Raw genomic sequence first — 26,579 nt, forward strand, 5'->3', positions numbered from 1 at the left:
CACCACCGAACCCCCCACCGCCACCTTCGCCGCCGTCACCGCCCGCGCTGCCATGAACGAGAGTGTTTCCGGCAGCGGTCGTGCCGTTAGGTGAGGTCGGGCCGCCGCCGTTGCCGCCGCCGCCGCCGTTACCGCCGGTTCCGCCGTTCCCGCCGTTGCCGCCCGTCCCGCCGGCACCACCGTTACCCGCAAAGATTCCGCCCGCTCCACCGTTGCCTCCGGCACCACCGGTGCCACCCGCACCACCGGCTGCGCCGTCCGCGCCGTTGCCCCCGTTTCCGCCCGCGCCGCCCGTCGCGGCGGCTCCGAAGGCGAATCCGCCGGAGCCGCCGTTCCCGCCGTTCCCGCCGGGGACTCCGCCATCGGCGCCATCGCCGCCCGCACCGCCGGCGCCGTTGCCACTGAGGGTGGTGCCGCTGCCGCCGTTGCCGCCGCTACCTCCGGTTCCCCCGGCGCCTCCGTGACCGCCGGCGCCGCCGACGGCGTCACCGGTCCCGCCGACAAGTACCTGCCCGTTACCGCCAAGGCCGCCGGTGCCGCCGGTGCCGGCGGGACCGGCATTGCCACCCGCGGCGCCATCGCCGCCGGTGGCGCTGATCGTCACGGCTTGCACGGCGCCGTTGGCACCGGTGGGGGCCACCGGACCAGGAGTGGGGTTGACGCCGTTTGTGCCGGTCAGTCCGGTCCCACCGGTCCCACCGGCACCGCCGTCGCCGAACAGTCCGATGGCGTTGCCGCCGTTGCCGCCGGCCCCTGCGTGACCGCCGTTGCTGCCCGCCAGGGCGGCACCGCCGGTCCCGCCATTACCGCCGTTGCCGTAGAGCCATCCGCCGGATCCGCCGTTGCCGCCGGCCGAGCCGGCACCCCCGGCGCCGCCGGCGCCGCCGTTGCCCCACAAACCGGCGGCACCGCCCGCGCCACCAGCCACCCCGGCGGCGGTACTGCTGCCGCCCTTGCCGCCATTGCCGTAGAGGATTCCGCCGGCGCCGCCAGGCTGTCCTACCCCGTTGACCGTCTGTCCGTCGGTGCCGTTGCCGATGAGCGGGCGACCCAGCAGCGCCTGGGTGGGCGCGTTGACCAAGCCGAGCGCTTGTTGCTGCAGGATCTCCAGCGGCGAGGCATTGGCGGCCTCGGCGCTGGCATACCAGCTCGCACCCGTGGTCAGGGCCTGCATGAACTGGCCATGAAACGCGGCCGCTTGGGCGCTGAGCGCCTGATATTCGCGGGAGTGCGCGGCAAACAATGCTGCGATCTGCGTCGACACCTCGTCGGCGGCGGCGGCCACCAGCTCGGTCGTCGGAACAGCCGCTGCCGCATTGGCCACGTTGATCGTTGACCCGAGCCCCGCTAGGTCCGAGGCCGCCGCCAGTAGAGCCTCGGGCGCCGTGATCAGAAAAGCCATTCCGCACCTCCGCCATTGGAGAACCGGTAATTGCCGCGAGCACGTGGCGGAAACGAATCGTACAGCGTTCGGCATTCGGCATTCGGCATTCGGCCGAGACTCTCGCCGACCTACCTCAAGGATTCGTTGAGTGCGCGCCAAGGCCGCGTCCCCAGCCTGGTCGCATGAGCAACCTTTCCGCGCACCAAGTGAATCAAGCCATGCCGACACGGTTTGCCGGCCTCGAGCCGGCAGTCCTGGAGTTATCCGCCGGCGAGAAGGAGCGGCTGCACGGCTTCGCCCGGCAGCTGGCCATCGAACTGCGCGACTCCGATCTCGATTCGCAGACCGTATTGACCGCCGTCGAACTCGCAGGACGCCAGTTGCCTCGCCGGATTGCCCAGTCGCTGATCGACTTTCGGCGCAACAGCAACGACTACGGCACGCTGATGCTGAAAAACCTTCCGCTGGAACACGATCTGGTCGGCACTCCCGAGCGCGGAAAGCTGGAATCTTGGCAGCGTGCTCCGGTGTCGACGCTGGCGCAGTTGTTGGTGATGTCCTGGTTCGGCGACGTCATCGCGTACTCCGACGAGAAGGACGGCGCCCTGGTGCAAGACATCGTGCCTCAGCCGGGTGCCGAGTCGCGGCAGGAGAACAGCGGAAGCGTGTTCCTGGAAATGCACACCGAGGACGGCTTCCACCCGTTCAAACCAGATCACTTGAGCCTGTTGTGTTTACGCTCGGATCGCGATCGAGTTGCCTATACCCTGACGGCGTCGATCGTGCGGGCTCTGCCCAGGTTGTCGTCGGCGGCCATCGATCTGCTGCGCGAGCCGATGTACCGGATCGGCTACGCCACGTCGTTTGGAGCCGCCGGCGACCGCCGATACTGTCCGGCGCTTCCGGTGCTTACCGGGCCTATGCACCAGCCGGAGCTGTGCGTCGATTTCCACGCCATGGAGGGTCTGAGCGACGACGCCGCCTGGGCGCTGGATCAGTTGCGTGAAGCGATGACGGCGGTCATGGCGGGCGCGGTGCTCGAACCCGGAGATCTGATCATCGTGGACAACCGCGCCGCGGTGCACGCCCGTACCGCGTTCGCCCCCCGCTACGACGGCCGGGACCGGTGGCTGCGCCGTTGCTTCACCGTGAGCGATCTCAGTCGTTCGCGCGCGGCCCGGGTGCCGGGCTCACAGGTCTGTGCCCCGCTGCGAGTTATCTCCCCGCGCCGTGGCAGCTCTACGGGTTCGTCCACCGGTGTGACCAACGTGTTGGGGCGGGCGTGATGGAGCAGGAACTTCACCGCGCCGTCGGTCCGCTGGGCGGGACGGCTGTCGCGATCAGCGTCGTGGTGGGCAGCGGTCTGCTGGTGCTGCCCGGCGTCACCTATTCCCAGCACGGCGCGGCCGCGCTCTACGCCTGGCTACTCGACGCGGCGATCGTGTTGCCACTGCTGGCGGTGTTCGTCTGGCTGGGTCGCCGTTATCCGGGTTCCGGCGGCGTTGCCGGGTACGTGCGCAACGCTTTTGGTGCCCGCGCCGGCACCGCGACGACCATCGTCGCGCTCGGCACGGTACTGCCGGGGCTGAGCACCGTGGCCGTCGCGGGGGGCTATCACGCGCAGGAACTGTTCGGTTCCAGCCGGGAGGTGGCGCTGCTGGGGAGCCTCGGCTTGCTTGCCGCGGCGGTGCTGGTCAATCTGCTCGGGGTATCGGTGTCCGCCCGGGCACAGGTCATTGCCGCCGGTGTTTTCGTGGCGGCCATCGCGGCGGCCGCCATCGGCGCCATGGTCGTCGCCGATCCCGGCAATCGCGGTGTGGTTGCCGGGCCCGCCCAGATACCGCTGGTACTGCCGGCGCTGGGTTCGGTGTTCCAGGCATTTACCGGCTGGGAGATGGTGTCCTGCACTACCGGCGAATACCGCAACGCGCGCCGGGATTTCCCGATCGTCGTGTGGGGCAGTTACGTCCTGGTAGTCATTCTCTACCTGCTCGTCGGGCTCAGCGTCCAATTCGCGCTCACCCCAACCACTTCCGGTGTTGCCAGCGCGCCCATCGCGGCGTTGGCATCGGTCGCGGCCGGGGCGGTGGGTCGTGTGCTGTTCTCGGCCATCGGTTTGGTGCTGGTCTTCGCCAACCTGGTCGGAGCGGTCTGGGCGTTGTCCCGGCTGGTCTATGCGTCGGCTCGCTCGAGCCTGCTGCCGGCGCCACTGGCCCGCATTTCAGCGCGGGGTGTGCCCAGCGGTGCAGTTCTGTTGACCGGCACGGCGGTAGCGGCAACAGCAGGTGTGACCGCGGCCGGACTGATCCCGATTACCGTGCTGTTCTCGTTCGCCGGCCAGTCGTTCTTCGCGTTATACCTGGCGTGCTTGGCTGCCTTCTTGCGGCTGGTCCGGTCGTGGGGTCGTCGGGTGCTTGGCGTGGTCGCCGTCGGACCGTGCCTGTTGATGCTCGGAACGGTTGGGTGGCACAGTCTTTACCCGCTCGCCCTCGTCGCCATCGGCGCCGTCGTCGCCTGGCGTCGCCCCGATGCCGACCTGGTGGCCGCCGAGCTACTCGAAGAGATGCCGATTCAGCACAGCTGCCCGCCGGCGGTGCCGCTGCTGTCCGCTGAACTGGTGCCTGCCGGTGCCTAGAAACGGTGCCCGATTTCCGGTGCCAAAGCACACTCTAGGAATGCCGCGCAGCTTCCTGGGCGAGTTGCACCCGCGAGTTCAGGTCGAGCTTGGTGTAGACGTGGGTGAGGTGGGTTTGCACGGTGCGCGGCGAGACGAACAGCCGTGCGGCGATGTCCTTGTTGGAAAGACCCTCGCCGACCAGGCTTACCACCTCACGCTCCGCCGGTGTCAGCGACTTCCAGCCGGTGGCTGCCCGTCGGCGTTCACCGCGGCCGCGTTGTGCGTAGGCAATGGCCTCCTCGGTGGACAATGCCGTCCCCTCGGTCAATGCCTGATCAAACTCCTTGTTGCCCAACTTATTACGCAACAAGCTCACCGAATCAGGGTAACTTGAGTCGTAGATCTTGAACCGTCGTGCCCCCATGCGTTGCCGCATCGAATCGGCTGCGCCGTACAGACGAGCGGCCTCCCGGTGGCTGCCCTGTTCGACCGCCAGGCCGGCCAAGCAGTCGAGGATGTCGGGAACGCAATTGTGCGCGCAGGCTTCAGCCGCAGCAGTCAACGCGTCGTGAGCGTCGCGCTCAGCCTGTTCGGGTTCACGCTGTGCCATCGCCACCCGGGCGCGGCTGGTCAGCGCCAGCGCCAAATGCCATCCCGACAGCACCGCGGCGGCGTCGTCGGCGAAGCGCCGGGCTGCGGCAACATCCCCGCTGGCCAATGAGATCCGGGCTTTGGTGGGACGCAGATAATTCGCCACGTGCGGCTGTAGTTTGAGGTTCTGCCACGCCTTGGTGCTCGCCTCCCGCGCCGCGCCGATATCGCCACCGGCAAAAGCCGCTATCGCCAGCGTCGCATAGCCCAGTCCCAGGAAGTACTCGCTGCCTTCACCGGCGGCTTCGACCGCCGCCTCGCCTGCTGCCCACGCGGCGCTCACGTCACCCTGGTATGCGTGCGCATCCCCCAGCCCCTTCAGGATGAGTGGGGTGAGGACGTCCGCGTCCGCCTCCACCGACTGCGCCGCCAGCTCGCTGAACTGCGCCGTGGCTGGGGCCAGTTCCCCCTGCCACAGCAAAGCGAACGCCAGGCTCAGCCGGCACCGCCGGGCGCCGAACCGGTCGCCGATCTCGTCGGCTACGTCGCGTCCCGCGCTGCCCGCAGTACGTGCGGTCATGGTGTCGCCCGACACCACGGCGGTATTGCTCTGCCAGCTCAGGATCTGGCTGAGGGTCCACTGGTCGTCCAGCGCCCGCACAATGTCGGTCGCCTCTGCGAAGTACTTTCGGGCCGCATCGGATTGATAGCTGAACCCGGCCGTCAAACCGCAGGCGGTCAGTGCGCGCGCCGACAAAGCCGGGTCATCGACTTCGCGAGCGATGGTCAACGCTTGTTGGGCCTCCTGCAGGCTCGCGCCGCTGGTGTCGAAAAACATATCGAGCACGGCTTTGTCGGCCAGCGCCCGCGCCCGCACCGCGGCGCTCACCGGTCCAGGGTGCGCGTCGAGCTCGACGAGTACCGTTTCGAACCACCTGCGTCCCTCCCGGATCCGGCCCCGGCTGAGCCACACTGGCTGCAGCGACGACGCCAGCGCCAGCGCGGACTGCAGGTCGGAGTATTCGTGGCAGCACAAGAACGCCACCCGCAGGTTGTCCAGCTCAATTTCGGCCTGATCGAGAAGCTGCTGATAGTCGGTGCGGCCCGGGCTGTCGAGCCGCGCGGCCAGCGCCATGTAGTGGTCGCAGTATCGCTTACGGGTAGCGTCGGTTTCCCCGGCTGCACCGAGTTTTTCCATCGCGTACTGGCCCACTCCCTCCAGCCGGCGATACCGCGTTCGACCCTGCGAGCTATCCGCCCATATCAGCGACTTGTCCACCAGCAGTGCCAGCTCATCGAGCACCTGATGACGCGGCAGGTCGCCGAAGCCGGCCACCGCCAGCGCCGCGTCGAGGTCGAATCCACCGACGAACACCCCGAGCCGGCGCAGCAGGATCCGTTCCGGTTCGCTGAGCAATCCATACGACCAATCCAGGGACGCGCGCAGGGTCTGGTGGCGGCGCAGCGCGGTGCGCGCCCCGCCGGTCAGCAGCCGGATGCTGTCGTCCAGGCCGGCAATGATGTCCGACAGCGACAGCGAGCGCACCCGCGCGGCCGCGAGTTCGAGCGCCAGCGGCATGCCGTCGAGCCTGCTGCAGATTTCGCGCACCATGGCGGCGCTGTCGTCGTCGACGACGAAGTCGGGCCTGGCCAGCAGGGCGCGGTCGGTGAAGAATGCAACCGCGTCGTCCAAGCACAGCGGTGGGATCCGCCAGGTCAGCTCACCGGCCACCTTGATCGGTTCTCGGCTGGTGGCCAATATCGTGACCCGGGGACAGGTCTGCAGCAACGCGTTGACCTGGCCGGCGCCCACGTCGAGCAGGTGCTCGCAATTGTCCAGGACAATGAGCATCTCCCGCTCGGCGAGATAGCGCAGCACCGTATCGGCCGTTGAGCGGCCCAGCTGGTCGGACAGGCCCAACGCGCGCGCGAGCAAGGTGGGCGCCATGTCTGGATCGGTGATCGGCTCGAGATCGACGTAGCACACGCCGTCGGGAAGCTCCGCCGTCAGTTGTGACGCCACTTGGATAGCCAGGCGGCTCTTGCCGAAGCCGCCCGCGCCGATCAGCGTCACCAACCGGTTCTCGGTCGTCAGCCGAACCACCTCGGCCAGTTCCTGCTCGCGACCCACGAAACTGGTGAGTTGCACTGGGAGGCGTTGGGACGCAAGGGTGTTCGGTGTACGAAGCGGCGGGAACTCATTACGCAGCTGCGGGTGGCACAGCTGCGCCACCCGTTCTGGGCGCGGCAGATCGCGCAGCTGTTGCGTTCCCAAATCGACGAGCCAGGCATCCGCCGGCAGCTCATCGATGACGATGTCGCTGGTGGTGGCGGACAGCAGCGTCTGTCCGCCGTGGGCCAGGTCGCGCAGCCGCGCCGTGCGGCTGATCGCCGGGCCGACATAGTTGTTGTCGTCGCGCAGCTGGACATCACCGGTGTGGATGCCGATGCGTAGCCGAATCAGGGGTAGTTGTGCGCTCTGCAATTGCAGGGCGCACGCGACGGCGTCGGCCGCCCGCCCGAACGCCACCACAAAGCTGTCGCCTTCACCCTGTTCGACGGGCCGCACCCCGCCGTGGGCTGCGACGGCCTCGGCCACGGTTTGATCCAACAGCGCGATGGCGCCGGCCATCTGCGTGGGCTGCGTATGCCACAGCCGTGTCGATCCTTCGATGTCGGCCAGAAGCAACGTCACGGTCCCGGTCAGCAGCAACTCGCCCACGCTCCAGTCCCATGCCACGCATGCCCGCACATTGGGTCGACCCCGCTCATGCTAACCAGCATGACCAGCCGTGAGTCGCAAATCTCGGCGAAAACGCGTACGCGGCGCGGTTGTCTGCCGCAAACCTACGACCCCCGGCCGGGCAAAGATGCGCATTCCGGCCGATGGCCGCAGCCGCGCCACAGAGGACAGTCGAATCGTCCAGTTTCGAGAAAGAAGCCGAAAGGAACCCGACGGTGAAGAACCAGACCAAATCGAACCGTGGCCTGAACGACGAGGCTGGCGCCCTCTCACGCGACCACCGCAAACGGCCACACTCGCGTCGGTACACCCCCAAGCGCTATTCGTTCCTCGAGGACTCGTGCATGTCGCGTGCGATGTATCGACTCTGAACGACAGCTCGCGGCTGGGGCGCTATTCGCGTCGTAGCCGCGACTCGACGAACCGCTCCAACTGCTCCCACTCGCGGACCGCCTTGGCATACGGCGCTGCGGGCTTGCCGACCGAGTCGGGATTGAGCACAGAGGCCACCAACTTGCCCAGCGGCTTACCCGGGTCGAGCGCCTTGTCGACCGTGCTTTCCTCCGAGTAGTCGCCGATGTCGCGCAACAACTCGACCGCCAGGTCCAGCTGGTCCCGATCCACGGCGTCGGGGCCATCGGCAAAGTCGTCGGCCAGTCCGGTGAGCACGTAGACGTTGTCATCGGTGACGGCCACCGCCAGTGAGCCGTCGGTGGCCGCGGTCCGGATGTCGTCGTAGGTGCTCAGGTCCGCCAAGTCGTGGTCGTGCTCGTCGGCAAGGTAGCGCGCCAGCGCGCGCTCGGAATTGAACACACTGATCCGGCCGTTGCGGCCCAAGAAAATCGGACGGTCGTCAAGGTAACAGCGCAGGGTGTAGAAGGTACCGGCACCGGTCATGATCTGGACCGGGTCGATGCCGACCTTCAGCCAGAAGTCCTCGTCGCTACCCAGAACCGCGGTCGCCGCGGCTTGTTCTTCTTCGGAGGCTTCGTCAGAGTCCCCGTCGGATGCTTCGTCGGTGTCTTCGTCGGTGTCCCCGTCGGATGCTTCGTCGGTGTCTTCGTCGGTGTCCGGGCCACCCAGGTCGGCGTCGCTGTCTGTCTCGTCGTCCGATTCCGCCTCCTCGGCAGCCGCCTCACTCTCGTCGCCGTCGGCTTCCTCTTCGGCCTCTTCGGGCTCCTCGGCCAATTCGTCGGCGGCGCCTTCCGCCAGGTCGGCGTCGACCTCGGGAACGCTGACGATGTCGTCGATGGCCTTGAGCACGTCGTCCCAGCTGCGCGCGATGATCTCCGCGATCGCATTCCAGCGCTTCTGGCCGGCCTTACCGGTGAAATATTCGATCCCCCCCGACACGGTGCCCAGCGTGGGGTTGCCGTTGAAGAACTTCGACACCGCCGGCAGCTCGCACACCGATCCGATGGACGACACGATCGCCAGCGTGGCGGCCAACGCGGTCACCGACTCCTCGGTCGGTTTCTCGGCCACCAGCTCCTCGACGACCACCAAATCGAACGTCTTGTCGGCCGCCGGCTCGAAGGCGTGCGCGTGCGCCTCGGTCAGCGTCTGCCACGCCGGGTGGTCCGCCAGGTCGTTGTCGGTATCGCTGCGGACGAATGCAACCAGGTCTGCCACGCTTTCGAAGGCGTACAGGTCCTCGTCTTTACCCAGGAACGCCTCCCACTCGTCGCCGGAATCACGCCAGCGTGGTGCCCACAGCGTGTAGCGGTCACCGTCGGACAGGCCCAGGCGGATGGGCACGAGGTCAGCAGCCATGCGGCACAGAATAGCGACGGCCGGGCGACGGGCCCGGCCCGGTAGCGCTCACCCGCTCCAAATATCGGTGATCGGGGGAGCGTTCATCGCATTGCCCGTCTTGGGCAAGCCGTACATCTGCTCCAGCGTGGACAGCAGGTTGTAGTGGCTGATGGTCTCGTCATAAGTGCCCGGCTGCACGTGCGCGCCATAGAACACCGTCGGAATCTGGTTGCGGCTGGCGCCGTCGTCCTCGTCCCACGTGACGATGAGCAGGCTGTTGTTGGCCTTGGCCCAATTGGCGTACGGCGACAGTTCCCGGTTGAGCCACGCATCGCCGGCGGCGATGCTGCCGTCGTGCATGTTGTTGTCGGCGTTGGGGATGACGAAGGACACCGTGGGCAGACTCGCAAAGTTCTCCGGGCGTGGAAATGCGGTAAACGGCACCGACAGCGTCGGCGGGACGTTGCTGAAGTTGACCCACGGTACGTGCTTGCGCGCATACTTGCCGGCACTGCAGACGGTCGAGCCCACCGCGGGCAGGTCCTCGGCGAAACCGACGAAAGTGTGCCCGGCGGCGAGCAATTCGGATGCCAAGTTGGGCATCGAGCCGGCGTCGACCGGGCAGGTGTTCTTGGTCAGGCCGAATGTGTTGCCGGCGAACAGCGCGAGGTAGTTCGGTTCGCTGGGATGGGTTTCGGCGAACGACTGCGCCATCATCGCGCCGTTGGCGGCAAGCGCGTTGATGAAGGGCGCCGCCTGGTTGCCGATGATGTTGGTCTGCGAGCGGTTCTCCTCCACCACGATCACCACGTGCGCAAACGCCGGCAACGGCGCCGCCGTCGGCCGCACCCCGTCGTGAACCCTGACCTGGCCCGACACGGCCACCGCGACCGCGCCGAACACCGCCACGACTCGACCCGCCCCCGCCAACAATCCCCGAAGCCCGCGCACGCCCGGAGTATAGGGGCGGACTAGACCCGCCGCAGCGCCGAAGCCAATGTGTCAGCCGCCGTGAGTCCGATCGTTATAGGGTCCACCCGTGGACGTCCACGTCATCGACCACCCACTGGCGGCGGCCCGGATGACCGTGCTGCGCGACGAACGCACGTGCAACGCCGCCTTCCGGGCCGCGTTGCGTGAGCTGACACTGGCGCTGGTCTACGAGGCGACCCGCGACGCGCCCACCGAGCCGGTTACGGTCCGCACGCCGCTCGCCGAGATGATGGGGGTGCGGCTGGCCAAACCACCACTGCTGGTGCCCGTGCTGCGTGCCGGACTGGGCATGGTCGACGCCGCGCATGCCGCGCTACCGGAGGCGGACGTCGCCTTTGTCTGCGTCGGCCGGGACGAACAGACGCATCGGCCGGTGTCGTATTTGGAGCTGGTGCCCGAAGACCTGAATGGTCTGCCGGTCATGGTCCTGGACCCGATGCTGGCCACCGGCGGTTCGATGACGTACACGGTCGGCCTGCTGGTGGCCCGCGGCGCGACCGACATCACTGCGCTGTGCGTGTGCGCGGCCCCGGAAGGCATTGCGGCGCTGGAAAAAGTGGCGCCGGACGCACGGTTGTTCATCGCGGCCCTCGACGACGGGCTCGATGACGCGGCGTTCATCCTGCCCGGCCTCGGTGACGCGGGCGACCGTCAGTTCGGCCCCCGCTGAATCACCAGTTCCGTACCGAGGCGACCAGCTCGTCACGCAACTGCCCTGCGAGGCGCCGGGCAGCGGCCAAGTCACCGGCCACCGCGCAGCGAACCTCCAAGTAACACTTCAGCTTTGGCTCGGTGCCCGAGGGTCGCACCACCACCCGGACGGTGGTGTCGCCGTCGCCACCGGTAAGAATCAGCGCGTCGGTGATGTCGGTGACGGTCGCGGCAAAACCGGCCAGCCGGGCGGGTGGGGTCTCACGAAGCCGCGTCATCAATGCCTGGGCCGCGCCGGCATCGGCGACCCGACGCGGCATCGCCGCAACCTCGTGGACGCCGTAGCGCCGGGCGAGCTCGTCGAGCTTGTCCGGTACCGAACGGCCCTGCCGTTTCAGCACATTGACCAGGTCGCACACCAACACGGCGGCGCTGATGCCGTCCTTGTCCCGCACCGCGGCCGGGTCGACGCAATGCCCGATCGCTTCTTCGTAGGCATACACCAGGGTTCCGGGCCGCTCCACATCGGCGCGGGCCAACCACTTGAAGCCGGTCAGGGTCTCCACGTGCCCGGCGCCGTGATCGGCGGCGATCGCCGCCAGCATCCGCGACGACACCACCGTACTGGCGACTATCCTGGTGCCGTCTTGCGGTTGCGACAGGATGTAATCGCCGAGCAACCAACCCGTTTCGTCGCCGGACAACATCCGCCAACCGGTTGCGGCGGGAATGCCGACCGCGCAACGGTCGGCGTCGGGATCCAGTGCGATCGCGACATCGGCCTGGATATCGGCAGCCAGCGCCAGCAGCGCATCGGTGGCACCTGGCTCCTCGGGGTTGGGGAACGCCACGGTGGGGAAGTTGGGGTCGGGTGCGAACTGCGACGCGACGGTGTGCACGTCGGCGAAGCCGGCCCGGCTCAGCGTCTTGACGGCCACCGCGCCACCGACACCGTGCATGGCAGTCAAGGCCACCCGGACCGAACCCGTTGAGCGGCGAACGCCGGCCGCCCGCTCCATGTAGTGGTCGAGCAGATCGGTGTCAGCGGGTTCGACGGGTTTTCTGGCGATCTGATCGGCCGGGGGAGCGGCGGCCATGGCCGCTTCGATGTGGCGGTCGGTGGGCGAGACGATCTGGATGCCGCCGTCGAGGTAGACCTTGTAGCCGTTGTCGGTCGCCGGGTTGTGCGACGCCGTGACTTGTATGCCGGCTGCGGCCCCGGTGCGGCGCACCGCAAACGCGACGACCGGCGTAGGCACCGGCTCCGGCAGCAGAACCACCGAAAACCCTTCAGCAGCAAGCACTTCCGATGCTGCGGTGGAGAAAACCGCGGAGCCGTGCCGAGCGTCACGCCCGACGATCACCGTGCGGGAGCGCGGCCCCGCCGAGTCGAGTACCCGGGCCAGCGCCCAGGTGGCGCGCAGCACCACCGCCACGTTCATCGCGTCCGGGCCGCCGCGTACCGGCCCGCGCAGCCCGGCGGTGCCGAACGTCAGCGGACGGACAAACCGCGCGGCGAGCTCGTCGGCGCTGCAGGCGGCGAGTTCGGCCGCGGTCGCCGGGTCGGGGTCGTGGGCGATCCATTCCTCGGGCGTCATGGGCGTCATGGGCGTCATGGGTGTCACGGCTCAGACGCGGGCCAGGCGCTCGATCAGTGAGGCCAGCAGCGCGCCCATCCGGGCCGCCGACGCCGCGCCGGCGGCAAGCACCTCGGCGTGGCTGAGCGGTTCACCGGTGATGCCGGCCGCCAGGTTGGTGACCAGTGAGACGCCCAGCACCTCGGCGCCTGCGGCGCGAGCGGCAATCGTCTCGTGGACCGTCGACATGCCCACCAGGTCGGCGCCCAGCGTTTGCAGCATCCGGATCTCGGCGGGTGTCTCGTAGTGCGGTCCCGGCAGGCCGGCGTACACGCCATCGGTAAGCTCCGGATCGCACTGGCGGGCGAGCTGGCGCAGCCGCGGGGAATACGCGTCGGTGAGGTCGACGAACTGCGCCCCCACCAGCGGGGACCGTGCCGTCAGGTTCAGGTGGTCGCTGATCAGCACCGGCTGTCCGACCTGCATATCCGGCCGCAGCCCGCCCGCGGCATTGGTCAGCACGACGGTGTGTGCCCCCGCCGCGCACGCCGTGCGCACCGGGTGGACGACGTGGCGCAGGTCGTGACCCTCGTAGGCGTGGATGCGGCCGGCCAGCAGCAGCACCCGGTGACCACCGACCGGCACGGACAATAGCTGGCCGACATGCCCGGCCGCCCGTGGCGGCGCGAACCCAGGCACGTCGGCCTGGGCCATGACGGCGGTCGGCCGGCCGAGCGCGGCAATAGCCGCTGACCAGCCCGACCCGAGAACCACCGCGACGTCATGCTGACCGATCCCGGTGCGCTCGGCGATGACGTGCGCCGCGTGCCGAGCAAGTTCGGCCGGATCGGGCTGCGGGACAGTCACACTGCGCGAGCCTACCCAGCGCGAGCAGACCGCGAGCAGACATGGAGTCGCACGGCGCCCGGCCTCGCGATGCGACTCTGTGTCTGCTCGCCACTGAACCGGCGCCCGTCGATGAGATACTGCCAAGATGTCCGCACTCACCGCCGCCGACCGCGTGGAGGCGCTGGTGCGACGCCGCGGCAGTGACTTGGTCGAACTCTCCCACGCTATCCACGCAGAGCCGGAGTTGGCGTTCGCCGAACACCGCAGCTGCGCCAAAGCCCAAACGCTGGTCGCCGAGCGCGGTTTCGCGATCACCGCGGCCGCCGGCGGATTGGACACGGCGTTTCGGGCCGACTTCGGTCACGGCCCGCTGGTGGCGGGGATCTGCGCCGAATACGATGCGCTTCCCGAGATCGGGCATGCCTGCGGCCACAACATCATCGCGGCATCGGCGGTGGGCGCCGCGCTGGCGCTGGCGGAGGTGGCCGACGAGCTGGGTCTGACGGTTGCGCTGCTGGGCACTCCGGCCGAGGAGTCCGGAGGCGGCAAGGCGCTGATGCTGCAGGCCGGGACGTTCGACGACGTGGCGCTGGCGGTGATGGTGCACCCGGGCCCCACGGATATCGCCGGGGCCCGGTCGCTGGCGCTGTCGGAAGTCAGCGTGCAGTACCGCGGCAAGGAATCGCACGCGGCGGTTGCCCCGCATCTGGGCGTCAACGCCGCCGACGCCGCGACCGTCGCGCAGGTGGCCATCGGCCTGCTGCGCCAGCAGCTGGCACCCGGGCAGATGATGCACGGCATTGTCACCGAGGGCGGGCAGGCGGTCAACGTGATTCCCGGGCACACCACCCTGCGCTACGCGATGCGCGCGCTCGAGTCCGGGTCGCTGCGCGACCTGGAGGGCAGGGTGTATGCGTGCTTTGCCGCGGGGGCACTGGCCGCCGGATGTGAATACAACATCGACCCCGCCGCACCCGCGTATGCGGAATTGAGGCCCGACCCCTGGCTGGTCGACACGTGCCGGGAGGAAATGCGCCGGCTCGGGCGCGACCCGGTGCCCGCCGCCGTCGAGGCAGCACTGCCCATGGGCAGCACCGATATGGGCAATGTGACGCAGGTGCTGCCGGGGATTCATCCGGTGATCGGTGTCGAGGCGGGCGGGGCCACGGTCCACCAGCGCGCCTTCGCGGCGGCCGCGGCCGGCCCCAGCGCCGACAGTGCGGTCGTTGACGGCGCAATCACGTTGGCGCGCACCGTTGTTCGCCTCGCCGAGAACACCGAAGAGCGGGACCGGATGCTGGCTGCGTGGCAGCGCAGGGCGGCGGCCCGATGAGCCTGGTCGACAGCGCCGAGTCGTGGCTGGCCGCCCACTACGACGACCTGGTGGCCTGGCGCCGCCACATCCACCGCTACCCGGAGCTGGGCCGCCAAGAGTATGCCACCACCCAGTTTGTCGCCGAGCGGTTGGCCGACGCGGGTCTGAACCCCAAAGTGCTGCCCGGCGGCACGGGGCTGACGTGCGACTTCGGCCCCGAGCATCAGCCGCGGATCGCGCTGCGCGCCGACATGGACGCGCTGCCGATGGCCGAACGCACCGGCGCGCCGTACGCCTCGACGATGCCCAATGTCGCCCACGCCTGCGGCCATGATGCGCACACCGCGATCCTGCTGGGTACCGCGCTGGCGCTGGCCGCGGTGCCCGAGCTGCCGGTCGGGGTGCGGCTGATCTTCCAGGCCGCCGAAGAGCTGATGCCCGGTGGCGCCATCGACGCCATTGCGGCCGGCGCGCTCACCGGAGTGTCGCGCATCTTCGCCTTGCACTGCGACCCCCGCCTCGAAGTGGGCAAGGTCGCCGTCCGGCACGGTCCCATCACCTCGGCAGCCGATTCGATAGAGATCACACTGTATTCGCCCGGTGGGCACACGTCGCGGCCCCACTTGACCGCCGACCTGGTCTACGGCCTGGGCACGCTGATCACCGGCCTGCCCGGAGTGCTGTCGCGCCGTATCGACCCGCGCAACAGCACCGTGCTGGTGTGGGGCGCGGTCAATGCGGGCGTGGCCGCCAATGCCATTCCACAAACCGGCGTCCTGTCCGGCACCGTCCGCACCGCCAGCCGGCAGACCTGGGTGGATCTGGAGGACATCATCCGCCAGGCCGTCGACGCGCTGTTGGCGCCGCTGGTGATCGAGCACACCTTGCAGTACCACCGCGGGGTGCCGCCGGTGGTCAACGAGGACGTCTCGACGCGGATCCTGACTCACGCCATCGAAGCCGTCGGACCCGACGTTCTGGCCGATACCCGGCAGTCCGGTGGCGGCGAGGACTTCTCCTGGTATCTCGAAGAGGTTCCCGGGGCCATGGCGCGGTTGGGCGTGTGGTCGGGCGAGGGGCCGCAACTGGATTTGCATCAGCCGACATTCGACCTCGACGAGCGAGCCCTCGCGATCGGTTTACGGGTGCTGGTCAACGTCATCGAACAGGCAGCAGAGTTCTAATCCGAAACCGCCGCGCGGGTAGTGAAAACCGTTGCGCCGCGCGGAGAAACCTTGTGATCGCCACGTGACTGGAGCAACGGCAAAGGTTTCGCGTAGCCTCAGGGGTATCGGATCGCATGGCAATCTGCCAGGTTCAAGCACACAGCCTGCGCGTGGCAGTACCCGGGAGATGCGGCTACTTCAGTTGTCTGTCGGGCAAACGAGGCTGATGAACACCCTCTTCTGGCCGAAAAGGCTTCTCGTGCAGCTAGATACAGACTTGACGTACCATTTCGGAAGGCGCCCATAGACGCTGTCGCACATTGATGTCGTGAGATTAGGCGGCGGAGACGACAACGTAGTCACTGGTTTCCGGGAACCACCGGGGATCTCGGGTTTTGGTAGCCCAGCATACCGGGATCTGTTGCCGCGCAACGTCATCAGCGCGGCGATATTGGCATCTGGACTGCTGCCGTCTCGCACCCGCTCTACCGGAGCCTCAACAGCATCTGTAGCTCCATTCGAAACGATTCAGCGGCTTGCCGCGAAATCAGTCAACAGCAGACGACCCGAGATGTCCGCCGATCGGGGGACGATCCTTTCGCCCGAGCAGCGGATGGTCCGGCATTGATGCAATCGTTAGGCTCGCCCTGATTTTATTGCCGGGTGTGCAGGAGACCGGCATACTGGTCGCGGTCTTGGGTGACTGATGTGCCCTGCGTGAGTGAATTGTCTACCCCGAGTTTGTCGATTAACCGAATTCATGAAAGTCTGGTCTGCCTATGTCTCGACCGCCCCGCGGCCCGATGCCTGAGCGCTACGGCGGCGCTGCCGAATTCGAACCGGCCCCGAAACCGGCACAGCCGGCCGAATTGCGGCGGCAGCGCAAACGCGCCGCCGCCGGGCTAGGTGCACTTGCGTTGATCACTGCTGTCGGCGGTATTCTTGACCTACCGATGGCCAAGGACAACGATGTCGCCGCTAACAACACCCGCGTCGACAGGTTCACCATCACCCTGGCTGCGCGTGACGGATTTAAGCTTGGCACCGGGGATGGCGGGGCCAATAGTCCCGCGTCTGGCGACGGGGGCAACGACAAAAATGGCTATATTGACTATTTCGCGTTAGAGAATCATGGCTATGTTGACTATTTCGCGTTAAGTGAGCAAGCGGACAACGTCGCTATGTACCCGGGCGAAATCTATCCATACACTCCACCGCCGGTTAAATACGATGAAGATTTTGTCAGAAACCGCGGAGATCAAATTTACTTTGACCTTTATCCTCCAGAGTCTGGCATTCCTTATCAATACATCTATGCGCACGAGTCCAATATGGAAGCGCAGGTCCGCAATTTGTTTGGCTCACGTTTCGACATCGACCCCGTAGATCCTAATGTCAACAATAATAACAATAATTATTACTATCACAGTGATAGTGATACCGATAGTGATAGCGACAGCGACTCTTGATGATTAGCATGGTGACACCGGCAATAAGCCTGAGTGTTCTCCTTGCATCGCGGCATTGGCGTGATAAAGCTGCGGTTTCTTGTCGCGATCAGAGCGGGCGCACGCTTGACGGCACAGCGCGAAAGTTCAGGAATGCGCTGTGGATTAGCGGCGACGTCACCGGCACGACGGTCGTCGCATGCGCATCTTGTGGAAGTAGATCGAGCCCTGGCTCGCAACGATCGAAATGAACTGCTCGGGTTGATGGCCTAGGCAGATCATTCGGCGACGCCTGGTTGTCCGAGGTGCGAAATTATTGGATGGTGTCGATTGCGACCACAGGGTCCCGGAAAGGTTGCCGCGCAACGTCATCAGCGCGGCGATATTGGTATCTGGACTGCTGCCGTCTCGCACCCGCTCTACCGGAGCCTCAACAGCATCTGTAGCTCCATTCGAAACGATTCAGCGGCTTGCCGCGAAATCAGTCAACAGCAGACGACCCGAGATGTCCGCCGATCGGGGGACGATCCTTTCGCCCGAGCAGCGGATGGTCCGGCATTGATGCAATCGTTAGGCTCGCCCTGATTTTATTTGCCGGGTTTGCAGGAGACCACCTAAGTCGTGATTCCACCGCGGATTGGTCAGGGCGGGTGGGCCACCATGGCCTGCCGTGCGGCGTCGGCCGCCTGGAACGTAGGTTCCCGACGGTTGCCGACCGTCGCGGTCAAGCAGTGTGGCGTGAAAGGCGAGGTGTTGCTTTCCTGACGCTGTTGCGCGCGATCGATCTAGGTTTCCGGTGCTTTTTCAAGAATTGTCGATGAGAAGGAAATTTCGTTATGTCCAAGCCGTCTTGTGATTCCAATCCGAAACACAGCCGATGCGCTGTTGAGGCTCAGGAGATTTGCGCACCAGAGCAGCGCGCCAAATCGCAGCGCGCAAAATTACGGCGCCAGCGCGTCGCCATGGCGGCGTTGGGGGCGTTGGCGCTAACCGGCGGCATCACCGCGGGCCTTGATGCCACCGCCAAGAGTTCCGAGGTCAACCCGGGCCAGCTCGCGCTCACCCTCACCGGCCATGACGGGCTCAAGCTCGGCACGGGCGACGGCGACGACCAAGGATTTAGTAGCCCGTGGCAACCGTCAAGGGATGACAGGAATAACACCAGCAACGATAATAACAATAATATTCCCAATGAGATGCAACTGTATAACATAACGGGCGACACCGACTTTCCTGTCGGCACTTACAACGGTGAAGTCGCCCCAACTGTTAATGCCAACAATGGCATAAGCGACAGCTCTGCGAGCGAAACTTACACTAATCCGTTTAGCAATAACGATAATAACAACAACAGCAATAATAACAATGACTACGAAATGAATAATCTGACGTTCCAGGTCCCTGAAGGATGGACCACGGATCCGCCGAAATCGCCGCTCATAGCCTCGGTATTTGGAATTGAAGGAAAAGATGCTTATGGCAACGACGCGGGGACGACGATATATCCAGATAATGCCGACGAAATAGACTTGAACTTTCCTCCGATGGGTGATTTTAATTCCAGCATTACGTACGGAAATCGCACCATTGACAACCCGTACTATGACAACTCGGGTAATGATAATTCGACGGGCTTGCCAGCAGTTTCGGCGGGACCCGCCGTCGCGCCCAACGGCAATAGCAACAACAATAACAATGACACCAACAGTGACACCGCTAGCGATAGTGACAGCGGCTCTTGGTGATTGGCGAGAGCTAGACAACACTTGGCGATCACCCTGAGTGTTCTTCTTGCATGACCGAATTCGCAGCGCATCATTTGTCGCGGTCAGGACGCGTCGACGATGCGCACTCTTGATAGTCGAAGACAAGTTCGGGAATGCGCGTGGATAGCCGCGACGCGACCAACAAGAAGGTAGTCGTAGGAGCCTCGTGCAAGAGTTGATGCTGCCCGCGCGGGGGTGGAAGTGAGCTGCTCGGGTGGCAGACCCGAGCAGCTCACTGACCGACGACTGGTTGTCCCGCGCGCTGATTAGGTGGTGTCGACGGTGCCGGTGGACTTGCCGCTCGAATCAGGTGAGGCCAGCCGGTCGAAGCGACGCAGCCGCAGGGAGTTGGTCACCACGCTGACCGAGGAGAGGCCCATCGCCGCACCCGCCACGACGGGGTTGAGCATGCCCAGCGCGGCAAGCGGTATCGCGGCGCTGTTGTAGCCAAACGCGAACCCGAGGTTCTGGTAGATCGTGCGCAGGGTGCGCCGGGAGAGCTGGATCGCCAGCACGACGCCGTCGAGCCGGCCGGACATCAAGGTGATGTCGGAGGCCTCGATGGCCACGTCGGTGCCGGTGCCGATCGCGATGCCCAGATCGGCCTGCGCCAGCGCGGGGGCATCGTTGACGCCGTCGCCGACCATGGCGACCACCCGGCCCTCGTCTTGGAGCCGGCGCACCTCGGTGACCTTGTCCTGCGGCAACACCTCGGCCAGGACCCGGTCGATGCCGACCTGCTTGGCGATCGCCGCCGCGGTGCGCGCGTTGTCGCCGGTGATCATCGCGACCTGCAAGCCCATTGCGTGCAGCTGGCGGATCACCTCGGCGGCGTCGTCCTTGACCGTGTCGGCCACCGCCACCACTCCGATCACCCGGTCCCCCTGCCCGACGAACACCGCGGTGCGGCCCTGCTCTTCGAGTTCGGCCGCCGCGTCGGCGAGGCGGTCGGGAAGCAGTAAATCGTGCTCAACGATCAGCTTGCGCCGACCGACCAGCACGGGCCGGCCGTCGATCGCGGCCTGTACGCCGTGTCCGGCCAGGTTTGTGAACTCCGTCGCGGCCGGAATCGGCAGCGCCTGCTCACGCGCACCCGCGACGATCGCCGCGCCGATGGGATGTTCGGAACCGCACTCGACCGCTGCGGCCAGCTGCAGCACCAGGTCTTGCCGGTGTGCCTCGTCGGCGACAACATCGGTGAGCCGCATGTGGGCGCGAGTGAGGGTGCCGGTCTTGTCGAAGACGACGGTGTCGATCTTTTGCGAGGCCTCCAGCACCTCGCCACCCTTGACCAGGATCCCCAGGTCCGCGCCGCGGCCGGTGCCCACCATGATGGCCGTCGGGGTGGCCAGGCCCAGCGCGCATGGGCAGGCGATGATGAGCACCGCGATCGCCGCGGTCATGCCGGCGACCGGGTTGGCGGCCAGTATTGTCCAGCCGGCGAACGTTGCGGCGGCGATACCCACCACGGCCGGCACGAACACCCCCGAGACGCGATCGGCCAGCCGTTGCACCGGCGCCTTGCCGCCCTGCGCCTGCTCGACCAGGCGCACAATCTGAGCCAGCGCGGTGTCGGCGCCGACGGCCACAGCGCGCACCGTCAGCAACCCGTCGACGTTGACCGTCGCTCCCGCGACACGGTCACCCAGGCTCTTCTCGACCGGAACCGATTCCCCGGTGAGCATCGACTCGTCGACCGCGGCACGGCCGTCGACGACTTCGCCGTCGACCGGGATCTTCTCCCCGGGCCGGACTCGCACCAGGTCGCCGACTTGCACCTGGTCGACCGGGACGAGCTGCTCCTCGCCGTCGATGAGCAGCCGGGCTTCCTTGGCCCCCATGGCAAGCAGCTTGCTGATCGCCTCCGACGCCTTGCCCCGAGCTCTGGCCTCCAGATACCGGCCCAGCACCACGAACGCGATGATCAACGCCGAGGTGTCGAAAAACAGTGGGCCACCGGCGAACAACTCATAGGTGGAGTAGCCGAATGCAGTCAGCGTGCCCAGCGCGATCAGCGTATCCATGTTGGCGCTCAACGTCCGTGCCTGCGCCACGGCCTCCTTGAGAATCGACCAGCCGGCCACGAATTGCACCGGCACCGTGACGGCCAGTGCCAACCAGCCCGCCCACGGGGCGGCCATCATTGTCAACCCGGCCGACAGCAACCCCAACGGCCAGGCCAGCCAGACCCGGCGCAGCCACGTCCGCCGCTCGGCGGCGGGATCCGCGCCCGGCGAGGCGTGGCACGAAGCGACCTGGACCTCGCCACATCCGCCGCGATCGGCGGGGACATCGTGCGGGCGCCGCAGCAGCCGGTCAATGATCGTGCGCACCACGCCACCGCTGTGCGCGGCGGCTGAATGCAGGGCCCGTGTGGGCACCAACTCTGCTGGGATCTGTTGGGCGTCAACGATTGCCGACCGCACTGCCGCGGTATCGCAGTCTTCGGCCGCATACCAGATCACCACCGACGCGGTTCTCGGATACGCCTGGACGGCCCGGACACCGGCCACTGTGGCAACGGTCTCTTCGGTCGCGACGGCTCGAACCTCGTCGAAGCGACATCCGCCGACGTGAACCCGCATCCGCCCCGCCGCATCGGACAACACCGTCAGCTGGACACCAGCGTCAGGGCGAACATCAGTGATCGTGGTCATGGCACTCTCCCGCTACCGAAGACAGTGAAACATCTTCTCCAATACGCTCTTTCGCCTCTGCAATCACATCGGCCAGCGTCAGCCGAGCCTGCTCGGAGCTTTGCTGGGCCTTGCGTTCGGCGGTACGCAGACCCCGCAGTCCCCACGCCGTGGTGGCGACCGTCGCCTCCCGCAGCGGCAGCTTGACCGCCGTCTTACGCAGCACCTCATATGCCGCTGCTCCCACCACGCCGGTCACCAGCGTAGGTACCGATTTCGCCAAGACTCCATGCCACGAAACCATCGAACGATCCCTTTCCTATCGTGCGTGCCAACTTGCAAAACAACGATACCCCGGTAGGGTATACGCATGGTCGAAGTCGGCTTCTTTCACGGCAAATCCACAGGATGCGACTGCGGTGGTTCGCGATGTCTGTGCTGACCGACTCGGCGCTGCGCTGGTCGGCCACAATGATTTTCGGCATCAGCATGGCAGCGGATATCGTGGCGATCTCGGATCCGGTGTTAGACGCCAGAGGTTTTCGATGGACCTGGGCGATCGACCACCTGCTGCACCTGTCGATGTCGGCGGCCATGATCGCCATGGCCTGGCGGGTTGGGCCGGTCTCGCACAGCCCGGGGCCGGTTGTCTTCTTTCTCCTGGCGGCAGGCTGGTTCGTGCTTATGGCGGGGCGGCACTGTGCTGCGGGCGACCGAATAGCCAACTGCTACAACGCCACAATGATGGTCGCCATGGCGTGGATGTACACGCTGATGAACGGCGCCGGCCATCCACCCGACCACGCGATGGCCGGTCCGGCGACCACCCATCTCGCCGGATCATCGATGCCCGCACACCAAATGCCGCAGGCCCGACCCGAATCGTGGGTCACTACGGCGAACTGGATTGTGGCAGTGGCGTTCGCGGTCGCGGCCGTGCACTGGTTCTGGCGGTACTTGGCCGCGCGGCGGGCCGACCGGTGCGCGGGCACCGGCCCGCTGATCGGGTTGGGGCTGCTGTCTCAGGCCCTCGCCGCCGCCGGTACGGCCCTCATGTTCGGCGCGATGCGGTAACCCCCGCGCCGATGCGTGCCGCACTGCCAGGCCCGTCGGGACCAGCCCACACGGGCACCGTCAGGTCGTCGTCCCCGGACCGATGTTGCGGGCCGGACGGGTCCGCAGGTCGTGCACATAATCAGCCGGTGCCCCCGCGATTTCGGCGGCGTCGGCCATCACCCCCAGATAGCGCGCCGACGGTAACCCGCCCTCCCAGGCGTCCAGCACGTACAGCCACGCCAGCACGGGGTCGGTGGTGGTGTCGGAGGACAACCGCTCCACCCGGCAGCGAATCTTGGTATGGACGCCGAACTCGGACCCCTCCCAGCGATCGAGGTTCTTCTCGTCCGCGGGCGTCATGTCGTAGAGCACGACGAACACCCGGGAATCCGGGTCCTCCACCACGGTGGCCAGTGCGCCGTCCCAGCCGAGATCCTCACCGCCGAAGGTCAGCCGCCAGCCGTTGAGCCAGCCGGTTCCGGCCATCGGTGAGTGGGGTGCTCGCTTGAGCATCTGCTCGGGATCCATGTTCGACCCGTAGGCGGCGTAGAGCGGCACGGGAGAAAGCTTAAACGTCAGCTGGATGGATGGCGTCCACCCGAGGGTCTGAGGCGGGTGTGATGCAGCCCTCACCCGGTGTTGTGGCGTAGCCTGACGGGCTCGCCCTGCGGCCTGCTCGTGAAGCACCGGGCGAGCGGGCTAGGTTAGGCCTGTGGTGACCCGCATCGTGATCATCGGTGGCGGCCCGGCCGGCTACGAGGCCGCTATCGTCGCCGCCACCGCACGCCCCGAATCCGTCCAAGTCACCGTCATCGATTCCGACGGAATCGGCGGGGCCGCGGTGCTGGACGACTGCGTGCCGTCCAAGACCTTCATCGCCTCCACCGGCCTGCGCACCGAGCTGCGCCGGGCGCAGCGCCTGGGCTTCGACATCGACATCGACGACGCCAAAATCTCGCTGCCGCAGATCCATGCCCGGGTCAAGGCGCTGGCCGCCGAGCAGTCGGCCGACATCACCGCCCAGCTGCTGGGCATGGGCGTGCACGTGATCGCCGGCCGCGGCGAGTTGGTCGACCCCACTCCGGGCCTGGCTCGGCACCGCGTCAAAGCCACCCATTCCGACTCGGGCCCGAACGGCCCCGTCACCAGCGAGCACGACGCCGACGTGGTGCTGATCGCCACCGGCGCCCGGCCGCGGGTGCTGCCGTCGGCCCAGCCCGATGGGAAACGCATCTTGACCTGGCGCCAGCTCTACGACCTCGAGGCGCTGCCGCAGCACCTGATCGTGGTGGGATCGGGAGTCACCGGCGCCGAGTTCGTGCACGCCTACACCGAATTCGGTGTCCAGGTCACGGTGGTGGCCAGCCGGGACCGGGTGCTGCCGTACGAGGACGCCGACGCCGCGCTGGTCCTAGAAGAGTCGTTCGCCGAACGCGGCGTCCGGCTGGTCAAGAACGCCCGGGCGGAATCGGTGACCCGTACCGACACCGGAGTCCTGGTCACCATGACCGACGGCCGCACCGTCGAGGGTAGCCATGCCCTGATGACCATCGGGTCGGTGCCCAACACCGGCGGCCTGGGGCTGGATCGGGTCGGCATCGAGGTGGGGCCCGGCAATTACCTCACCGTGGACCGGGTGTCGCGGACGTCGGTGCCCGGCATCTACGCGGCGGGAGACTGCACCGGCCTGCTGCCGCTGGCCTCGGTCGCCGCGATGCAGGGCCGCATCGCGATGTATCACGCCCTGGGCGAGGGGGTCAGTCCGATCCGGCTGCGCACGGTCGCAGCGACGGTGTTCACCCATCCCGAGATCGCCGCCGTCGGGGTGCCGCAGTCGGCGATCGACGACGGGTCGGTGACCGCCCGCACCATCATGCTGCCGCTGCGGACCAACGCCCGGGCGAAGATGTCGGGTTTGCGGCAAGGCTTCGTGAAGATCTTCTGCCGGCGCTCCACCGGCGTGGTGATCGGCGGCGTGGTGGTGGCACCGATCGCCTCGGAGCTGATCCTGCCGATCGCGGTGGCCGTGCAGAACCGCATCACGGTCAACGAGTTGGCACAGACACTGGCCGTGTACCCGTCGTTGTCGGGCTCGATCACCGAGGCCGCCCGCCGCCTGATGGCCCACGACGATCTCGACTGAAGGCCACACCTGCGACGCCGCACGAACTAGCCTTGTTGAGCAACGCTACCGATCAGTAATGGACAGGAGTCCCCTTCCGTGAGCAACCCAATCAGCGCACCGCAAGGCGAGCAGCCCGCCGGGACGCTGGGACCGCAGCAGCGCGCGTTGGCCTGGGAGCGGCTCAGTGCCGAGCAATTCGACGTGGTCGTCATCGGCGGCGGCGTGGTGGGCTCCGGGTGCGCGCTGGATGCTGCCACCCGCGGCCTCAAGGTGGCCCTGGTGGAGGCCCGGGATCTGGCCTCGGGCACGTCGAGTCGATCGTCGAAGATGTTCCACGGCGGGCTGCGCTACCTCGAACAACTCGAGTTCGGGCTGGTGCGCGAGGCGCTCTACGAACGCGAATTGTCATTGACGACGCTGGCGCCGCACCTGGTCAAGCCGCTGCCATTCCTGTTCCCGCTGACCAAACGCTGGTGGGAACGTCCGTACATCGCCGCGGGGATCTTCCTCTACGACCGGCTGGGCGGGGCCAAATCTGTTCCGGCGCAAAAGCATCTGACCCGGGCCGGGGCATTGCGATTAAGCCCGGGCCTCAAACGGAGCTCGTTGATCGGCGGTATCCGCTACTACGACACCGTCGTCGACGATGCCCGCCACACCATGACGGTCGCGCGCACCGCGGCCCATTATGGAGCCGTCGTGCGGTGCTCCACCCAGGTGGTGGCGCTGCTGCGCGAGGGTGACCGGGTAACCGGCGTACGGGTACGCGACTCCGAGGACGGCTCGATCACCGAGGTGCGCGGCCACGTCGTGGTCAACGCGACCGGGGTCTGGACCGACGAGATCCAGGCGTTGTCCAAACAGCGCGGACGGTTCCAGGTGCGCGCATCCAAAGGGGTACACGTGGTGGTGCCCCGGGACCGGATTGTCAGCGACGTCGCGATGATCCTGCGCACCGAGAAGTCGGTCATGTTCATCATTCCGTGGGGCAGCCACTGGATCATCGGGACCACCGACACCGACTGGAACCTCGACCTGGCCCATCCCGCGGCCACCAAGGTCGATATCGACTACATCCTGGGCACCGTCAACGCGGTGCTGGCCACCCCGTTGACGCACGCCGACATCGACGGCGTGTACGCCGGGCTGCGACCGCTGCTGGCCGGGGAAAGCGAGGAAACCTCGAAGCTGTCGCGCGAGCACGCCGTCGCGGTGCCGGCGGCGGGGCTGGTGGCCATCGCGGGCGGCAAGTACACCACCTACCGGGTGATGGCCGCCGACGCGATCGACACCGCCGTGCAGTTCATTCCGGCCCGAGTCGCGCCGTCGATCACCCAGAAGGTGAGCCTGTTGGGGGCCGACGGCTACTTCGCTCTGGTCAACCAGGTCGAGCACGTCGGCGCGATGTACGGCCTGCACCCCTACCGGGTGCGGCATCTGCTGGACCGCTACGGGTCGCTGATCAACGACGTGCTGGCATTGGCGGCCGAAGATCCGGGTCTGCTCAGCCCGATCAAGGAGGCGCCCGGCTACCTGCGGGTCGAAGCGCTCTATGCGGTCACCGCCGAGGCGGCCCTGCATCTGGAGGACATCCTGGCCCGACGCATGAGGATCTCCATCGAATATTCGCACCGCGGTGTGGACTGCGCCCGGGAAGTGGCCGACATCATCGCGCCGGTGCTGGGCTGGACCGCCGAGGATATCGGGCGAGAGGTCGCCAATTACAAGGCGCGCGTGGAAGCCGAGGTGCTGTCACAGGCGCAGCCGGACGACGTATCGGCGGACATGTTGCGAGCCAGCGCACCCGAAGCCCGGGCCGAGATCCTCGAACCGGTGCCACTCAATTGAGAGCGCGCGGAAAACCCCTGGCCGCTGTCGTCGGTGGGAGCCTGGCCGGGGTGGTCGGC

General features: G+C 66.9%; 19 protein-coding genes. 10 read left to right on the forward strand and 9 right to left on the reverse strand.

Features of this window, described 5'->3' with window-relative positions; translation table 11 throughout:
• Positions 1-1,402 (reverse strand): PE family protein (locus tag EET13_RS06180; protein ID WP_136623120.1); only part of this gene is annotated, 1,402 nt, incomplete at its 3' end.
• 164 nt (positions 1,403-1,566) lie between these two features.
• Between EET13_RS06180 and EET13_RS06185 the strand changes: the two genes are divergently transcribed.
• Together EET13_RS06185 and EET13_RS06190 are read left to right on the forward strand one after the other, a co-directional pair.
• Positions 1,567-2,670: a TauD/TfdA family dioxygenase gene (locus EET13_RS06185; RefSeq protein ID WP_122441452.1), complete on the forward strand. Its 1,104-nt coding sequence runs from the start codon at positions 1,567-1,569 to the stop codon at positions 2,668-2,670.
• On the forward strand, positions 2,670-4,019 hold the full coding sequence (locus tag EET13_RS06190; protein ID WP_122441453.1) for an APC family permease: 1,350 nt from the start codon (positions 2,670-2,672) through the stop codon (positions 4,017-4,019). The genes EET13_RS06185 and EET13_RS06190 overlap by 1 nt, the downstream gene beginning before the upstream one ends.
• Before the next feature lie 34 nt (positions 4,020-4,053).
• On the opposite strand, the gene EET13_RS06195 is transcribed toward EET13_RS06190, so the two are convergent.
• The 3 genes from EET13_RS06195 to EET13_RS06205 all read right to left on the reverse strand — a co-directional run bounded on the left by EET13_RS06195 (position 4,054) and on the right by EET13_RS06205 (position 10,041).
• Positions 4,054-7,314 carry a helix-turn-helix transcriptional regulator gene (locus tag EET13_RS06195; RefSeq protein ID WP_122441504.1) on the reverse strand — a complete coding sequence of 1,087 codons (3,261 nt, stop codon included), beginning with the start codon at positions 7,312-7,314 and terminating at the stop codon, positions 4,054-4,056.
• A 414-nt stretch (positions 7,315-7,728) separates the two neighbouring features.
• Entirely contained in the window at positions 7,729-9,108 is a 1,380-nt protein-coding gene (locus tag EET13_RS06200) for a primosomal protein (protein ID WP_122441454.1), read from the reverse strand.
• A gap of 48 nt (positions 9,109-9,156) precedes the next feature.
• Positions 9,157-10,041: an alkaline phosphatase family protein gene (locus tag EET13_RS06205; RefSeq protein ID WP_122441455.1), complete on the reverse strand. Its 885-nt coding sequence runs from the start codon at positions 10,039-10,041 to the stop codon at positions 9,157-9,159.
• Between the two features lie 88 nt (positions 10,042-10,129).
• Between EET13_RS06205 and upp the strand changes: the two genes are divergently transcribed.
• Positions 10,130-10,753, forward strand: coding sequence for a uracil phosphoribosyltransferase (upp, locus tag EET13_RS06210; protein ID WP_122441456.1), 624 nt, complete (start codon positions 10,130-10,132; stop codon positions 10,751-10,753).
• 1 nt (position 10,754) lies between these two features.
• Here upp and EET13_RS06215 read toward each other — a convergent pair whose 3' ends face one another.
• Positions 10,755-12,332, reverse strand: coding sequence for a phospho-sugar mutase (locus EET13_RS06215; RefSeq protein ID WP_122441505.1), 1,578 nt, complete (start codon positions 12,330-12,332; stop codon positions 10,755-10,757).
• 30 nt (positions 12,333-12,362) lie between these two features.
• Complete coding sequence (locus EET13_RS06220) at positions 12,363-13,178, reverse strand: purine-nucleoside phosphorylase (RefSeq protein WP_122441457.1); 816 nt, start codon at positions 13,176-13,178, stop codon at positions 12,363-12,365.
• A 127-nt stretch (positions 13,179-13,305) separates the two neighbouring features.
• Between EET13_RS06220 and EET13_RS06225 the strand changes: the two genes are divergently transcribed.
• The 4 genes from EET13_RS06225 to EET13_RS06240 all read left to right on the forward strand — a co-directional run bounded on the left by EET13_RS06225 (position 13,306) and on the right by EET13_RS06240 (position 18,834).
• Positions 13,306-14,493 carry an amidohydrolase gene (locus tag EET13_RS06225; protein ID WP_122441458.1) on the forward strand — a complete coding sequence of 396 codons (1,188 nt, stop codon included), beginning with the start codon at positions 13,306-13,308 and terminating at the stop codon, positions 14,491-14,493.
• On the forward strand, positions 14,490-15,659 hold the full coding sequence (locus EET13_RS06230) for an amidohydrolase (RefSeq protein ID WP_122441506.1): 1,170 nt from the start codon (positions 14,490-14,492) through the stop codon (positions 15,657-15,659). Before EET13_RS06225 ends, EET13_RS06230 begins: the two co-directional genes overlap by 4 nt.
• 785 nt (positions 15,660-16,444) lie before the next feature.
• Entirely contained in the window at positions 16,445-17,110 is a 666-nt protein-coding gene (locus EET13_RS06235) for a hypothetical protein (RefSeq protein ID WP_122441459.1), read from the forward strand.
• 815 nt (positions 17,111-17,925) lie between these two features.
• Positions 17,926-18,834 (forward strand): hypothetical protein, encoded by a 909-nt coding sequence (locus EET13_RS06240; protein WP_136623121.1) that lies wholly within the window; start codon positions 17,926-17,928, stop codon positions 18,832-18,834.
• 287 nt (positions 18,835-19,121) lie between these two features.
• Here the strand turns inward: EET13_RS06240 and EET13_RS06245 are convergent, their stop codons facing one another.
• Positions 19,122-21,440 carry a copper-translocating P-type ATPase gene (locus EET13_RS06245; RefSeq protein ID WP_122441507.1) on the reverse strand — a complete coding sequence of 773 codons (2,319 nt, stop codon included), beginning with the start codon at positions 21,438-21,440 and terminating at the stop codon, positions 19,122-19,124.
• Between the two features lie 55 nt (positions 21,441-21,495).
• A complete protein-coding gene (locus EET13_RS06250) occupies positions 21,496-21,795 on the reverse strand; it encodes a DUF1490 family protein (protein ID WP_122441461.1) in 300 nt (99 codons plus the stop codon).
• Between the two features lie 125 nt (positions 21,796-21,920).
• Between EET13_RS06250 and EET13_RS06255 the strand changes: the two genes are divergently transcribed.
• A complete protein-coding gene (locus EET13_RS06255; protein WP_168991069.1) occupies positions 21,921-22,565 on the forward strand; it encodes a DUF5134 domain-containing protein in 645 nt (214 codons plus the stop codon).
• Positions 22,566-22,625: 60 nt separating this feature from the next.
• Here the strand turns inward: EET13_RS06255 and EET13_RS06260 are convergent, their stop codons facing one another.
• On the reverse strand, positions 22,626-23,105 hold the full coding sequence (locus EET13_RS06260) for a gamma-glutamylcyclotransferase family protein (RefSeq protein ID WP_122441463.1): 480 nt from the start codon (positions 23,103-23,105) through the stop codon (positions 22,626-22,628).
• Positions 23,106-23,259: 154 nt separating this feature from the next.
• Between EET13_RS06260 and EET13_RS06265 the strand changes: the two genes are divergently transcribed.
• Together EET13_RS06265 and EET13_RS06270 are read left to right on the forward strand one after the other, a co-directional pair.
• Complete coding sequence (locus EET13_RS06265) at positions 23,260-24,690, forward strand: NAD(P)H-quinone dehydrogenase (RefSeq protein ID WP_122441464.1); 1,431 nt, start codon at positions 23,260-23,262, stop codon at positions 24,688-24,690.
• A gap of 78 nt (positions 24,691-24,768) precedes the next feature.
• On the forward strand, positions 24,769-26,520 hold the full coding sequence (locus EET13_RS06270) for a glycerol-3-phosphate dehydrogenase/oxidase (RefSeq protein WP_122441465.1): 1,752 nt from the start codon (positions 24,769-24,771) through the stop codon (positions 26,518-26,520).
• Positions 26,521-26,579 lie beyond the last annotated feature (59 nt).

The sequence above is a fragment of the Mycobacterium attenuatum genome (assembly GCF_900566085.1).
In the GTDB taxonomy this organism is placed as follows: Bacteria; Actinomycetota; Actinomycetes; order Mycobacteriales; family Mycobacteriaceae; genus Mycobacterium; species Mycobacterium attenuatum.

Excerpts from the sequence above, each read along its gene's own strand:
- EET13_RS06255 (WP_168991069.1), top strand. The coding sequence starts at position 21,921 with ATGTCTGTGCTGACCGACTCGGCGCTGCGCTGGTCGGCCACAATGATT.
- EET13_RS06215 (WP_122441505.1), bottom strand. The coding sequence starts at position 12,332 with ATGACGCCCGAGGAATGGATCGCCCACGACCCCGACCCGGCGACCGCG.
- EET13_RS06245 (WP_122441507.1), bottom strand. The coding sequence starts at position 21,440 with ATGCGGGTTCACGTCGGCGGATGTCGCTTCGACGAGGTTCGAGCCGTC.
- EET13_RS06240 (WP_136623121.1), top strand. The coding sequence starts at position 17,926 with ATGTCCAAGCCGTCTTGTGATTCCAATCCGAAACACAGCCGATGCGCT.
- EET13_RS06230 (WP_122441506.1), top strand. The coding sequence starts at position 14,490 with ATGAGCCTGGTCGACAGCGCCGAGTCGTGGCTGGCCGCCCACTACGAC.
- EET13_RS06185 (WP_122441452.1), top strand. The coding sequence starts at position 1,567 with ATGAGCAACCTTTCCGCGCACCAAGTGAATCAAGCCATGCCGACACGG.
- EET13_RS06200 (WP_122441454.1), bottom strand. The coding sequence starts at position 9,108 with ATGGCTGCTGACCTCGTGCCCATCCGCCTGGGCCTGTCCGACGGTGAC.
- EET13_RS06225 (WP_122441458.1), top strand. The coding sequence starts at position 13,306 with ATGTCCGCACTCACCGCCGCCGACCGCGTGGAGGCGCTGGTGCGACGC.
- EET13_RS06235 (WP_122441459.1), top strand. The coding sequence starts at position 16,445 with ATGCCTGAGCGCTACGGCGGCGCTGCCGAATTCGAACCGGCCCCGAAA.
- EET13_RS06250 (WP_122441461.1), bottom strand. The coding sequence starts at position 21,795 with ATGGTTTCGTGGCATGGAGTCTTGGCGAAATCGGTACCTACGCTGGTG.
- EET13_RS06190 (WP_122441453.1), top strand. The coding sequence starts at position 2,670 with ATGGAGCAGGAACTTCACCGCGCCGTCGGTCCGCTGGGCGGGACGGCT.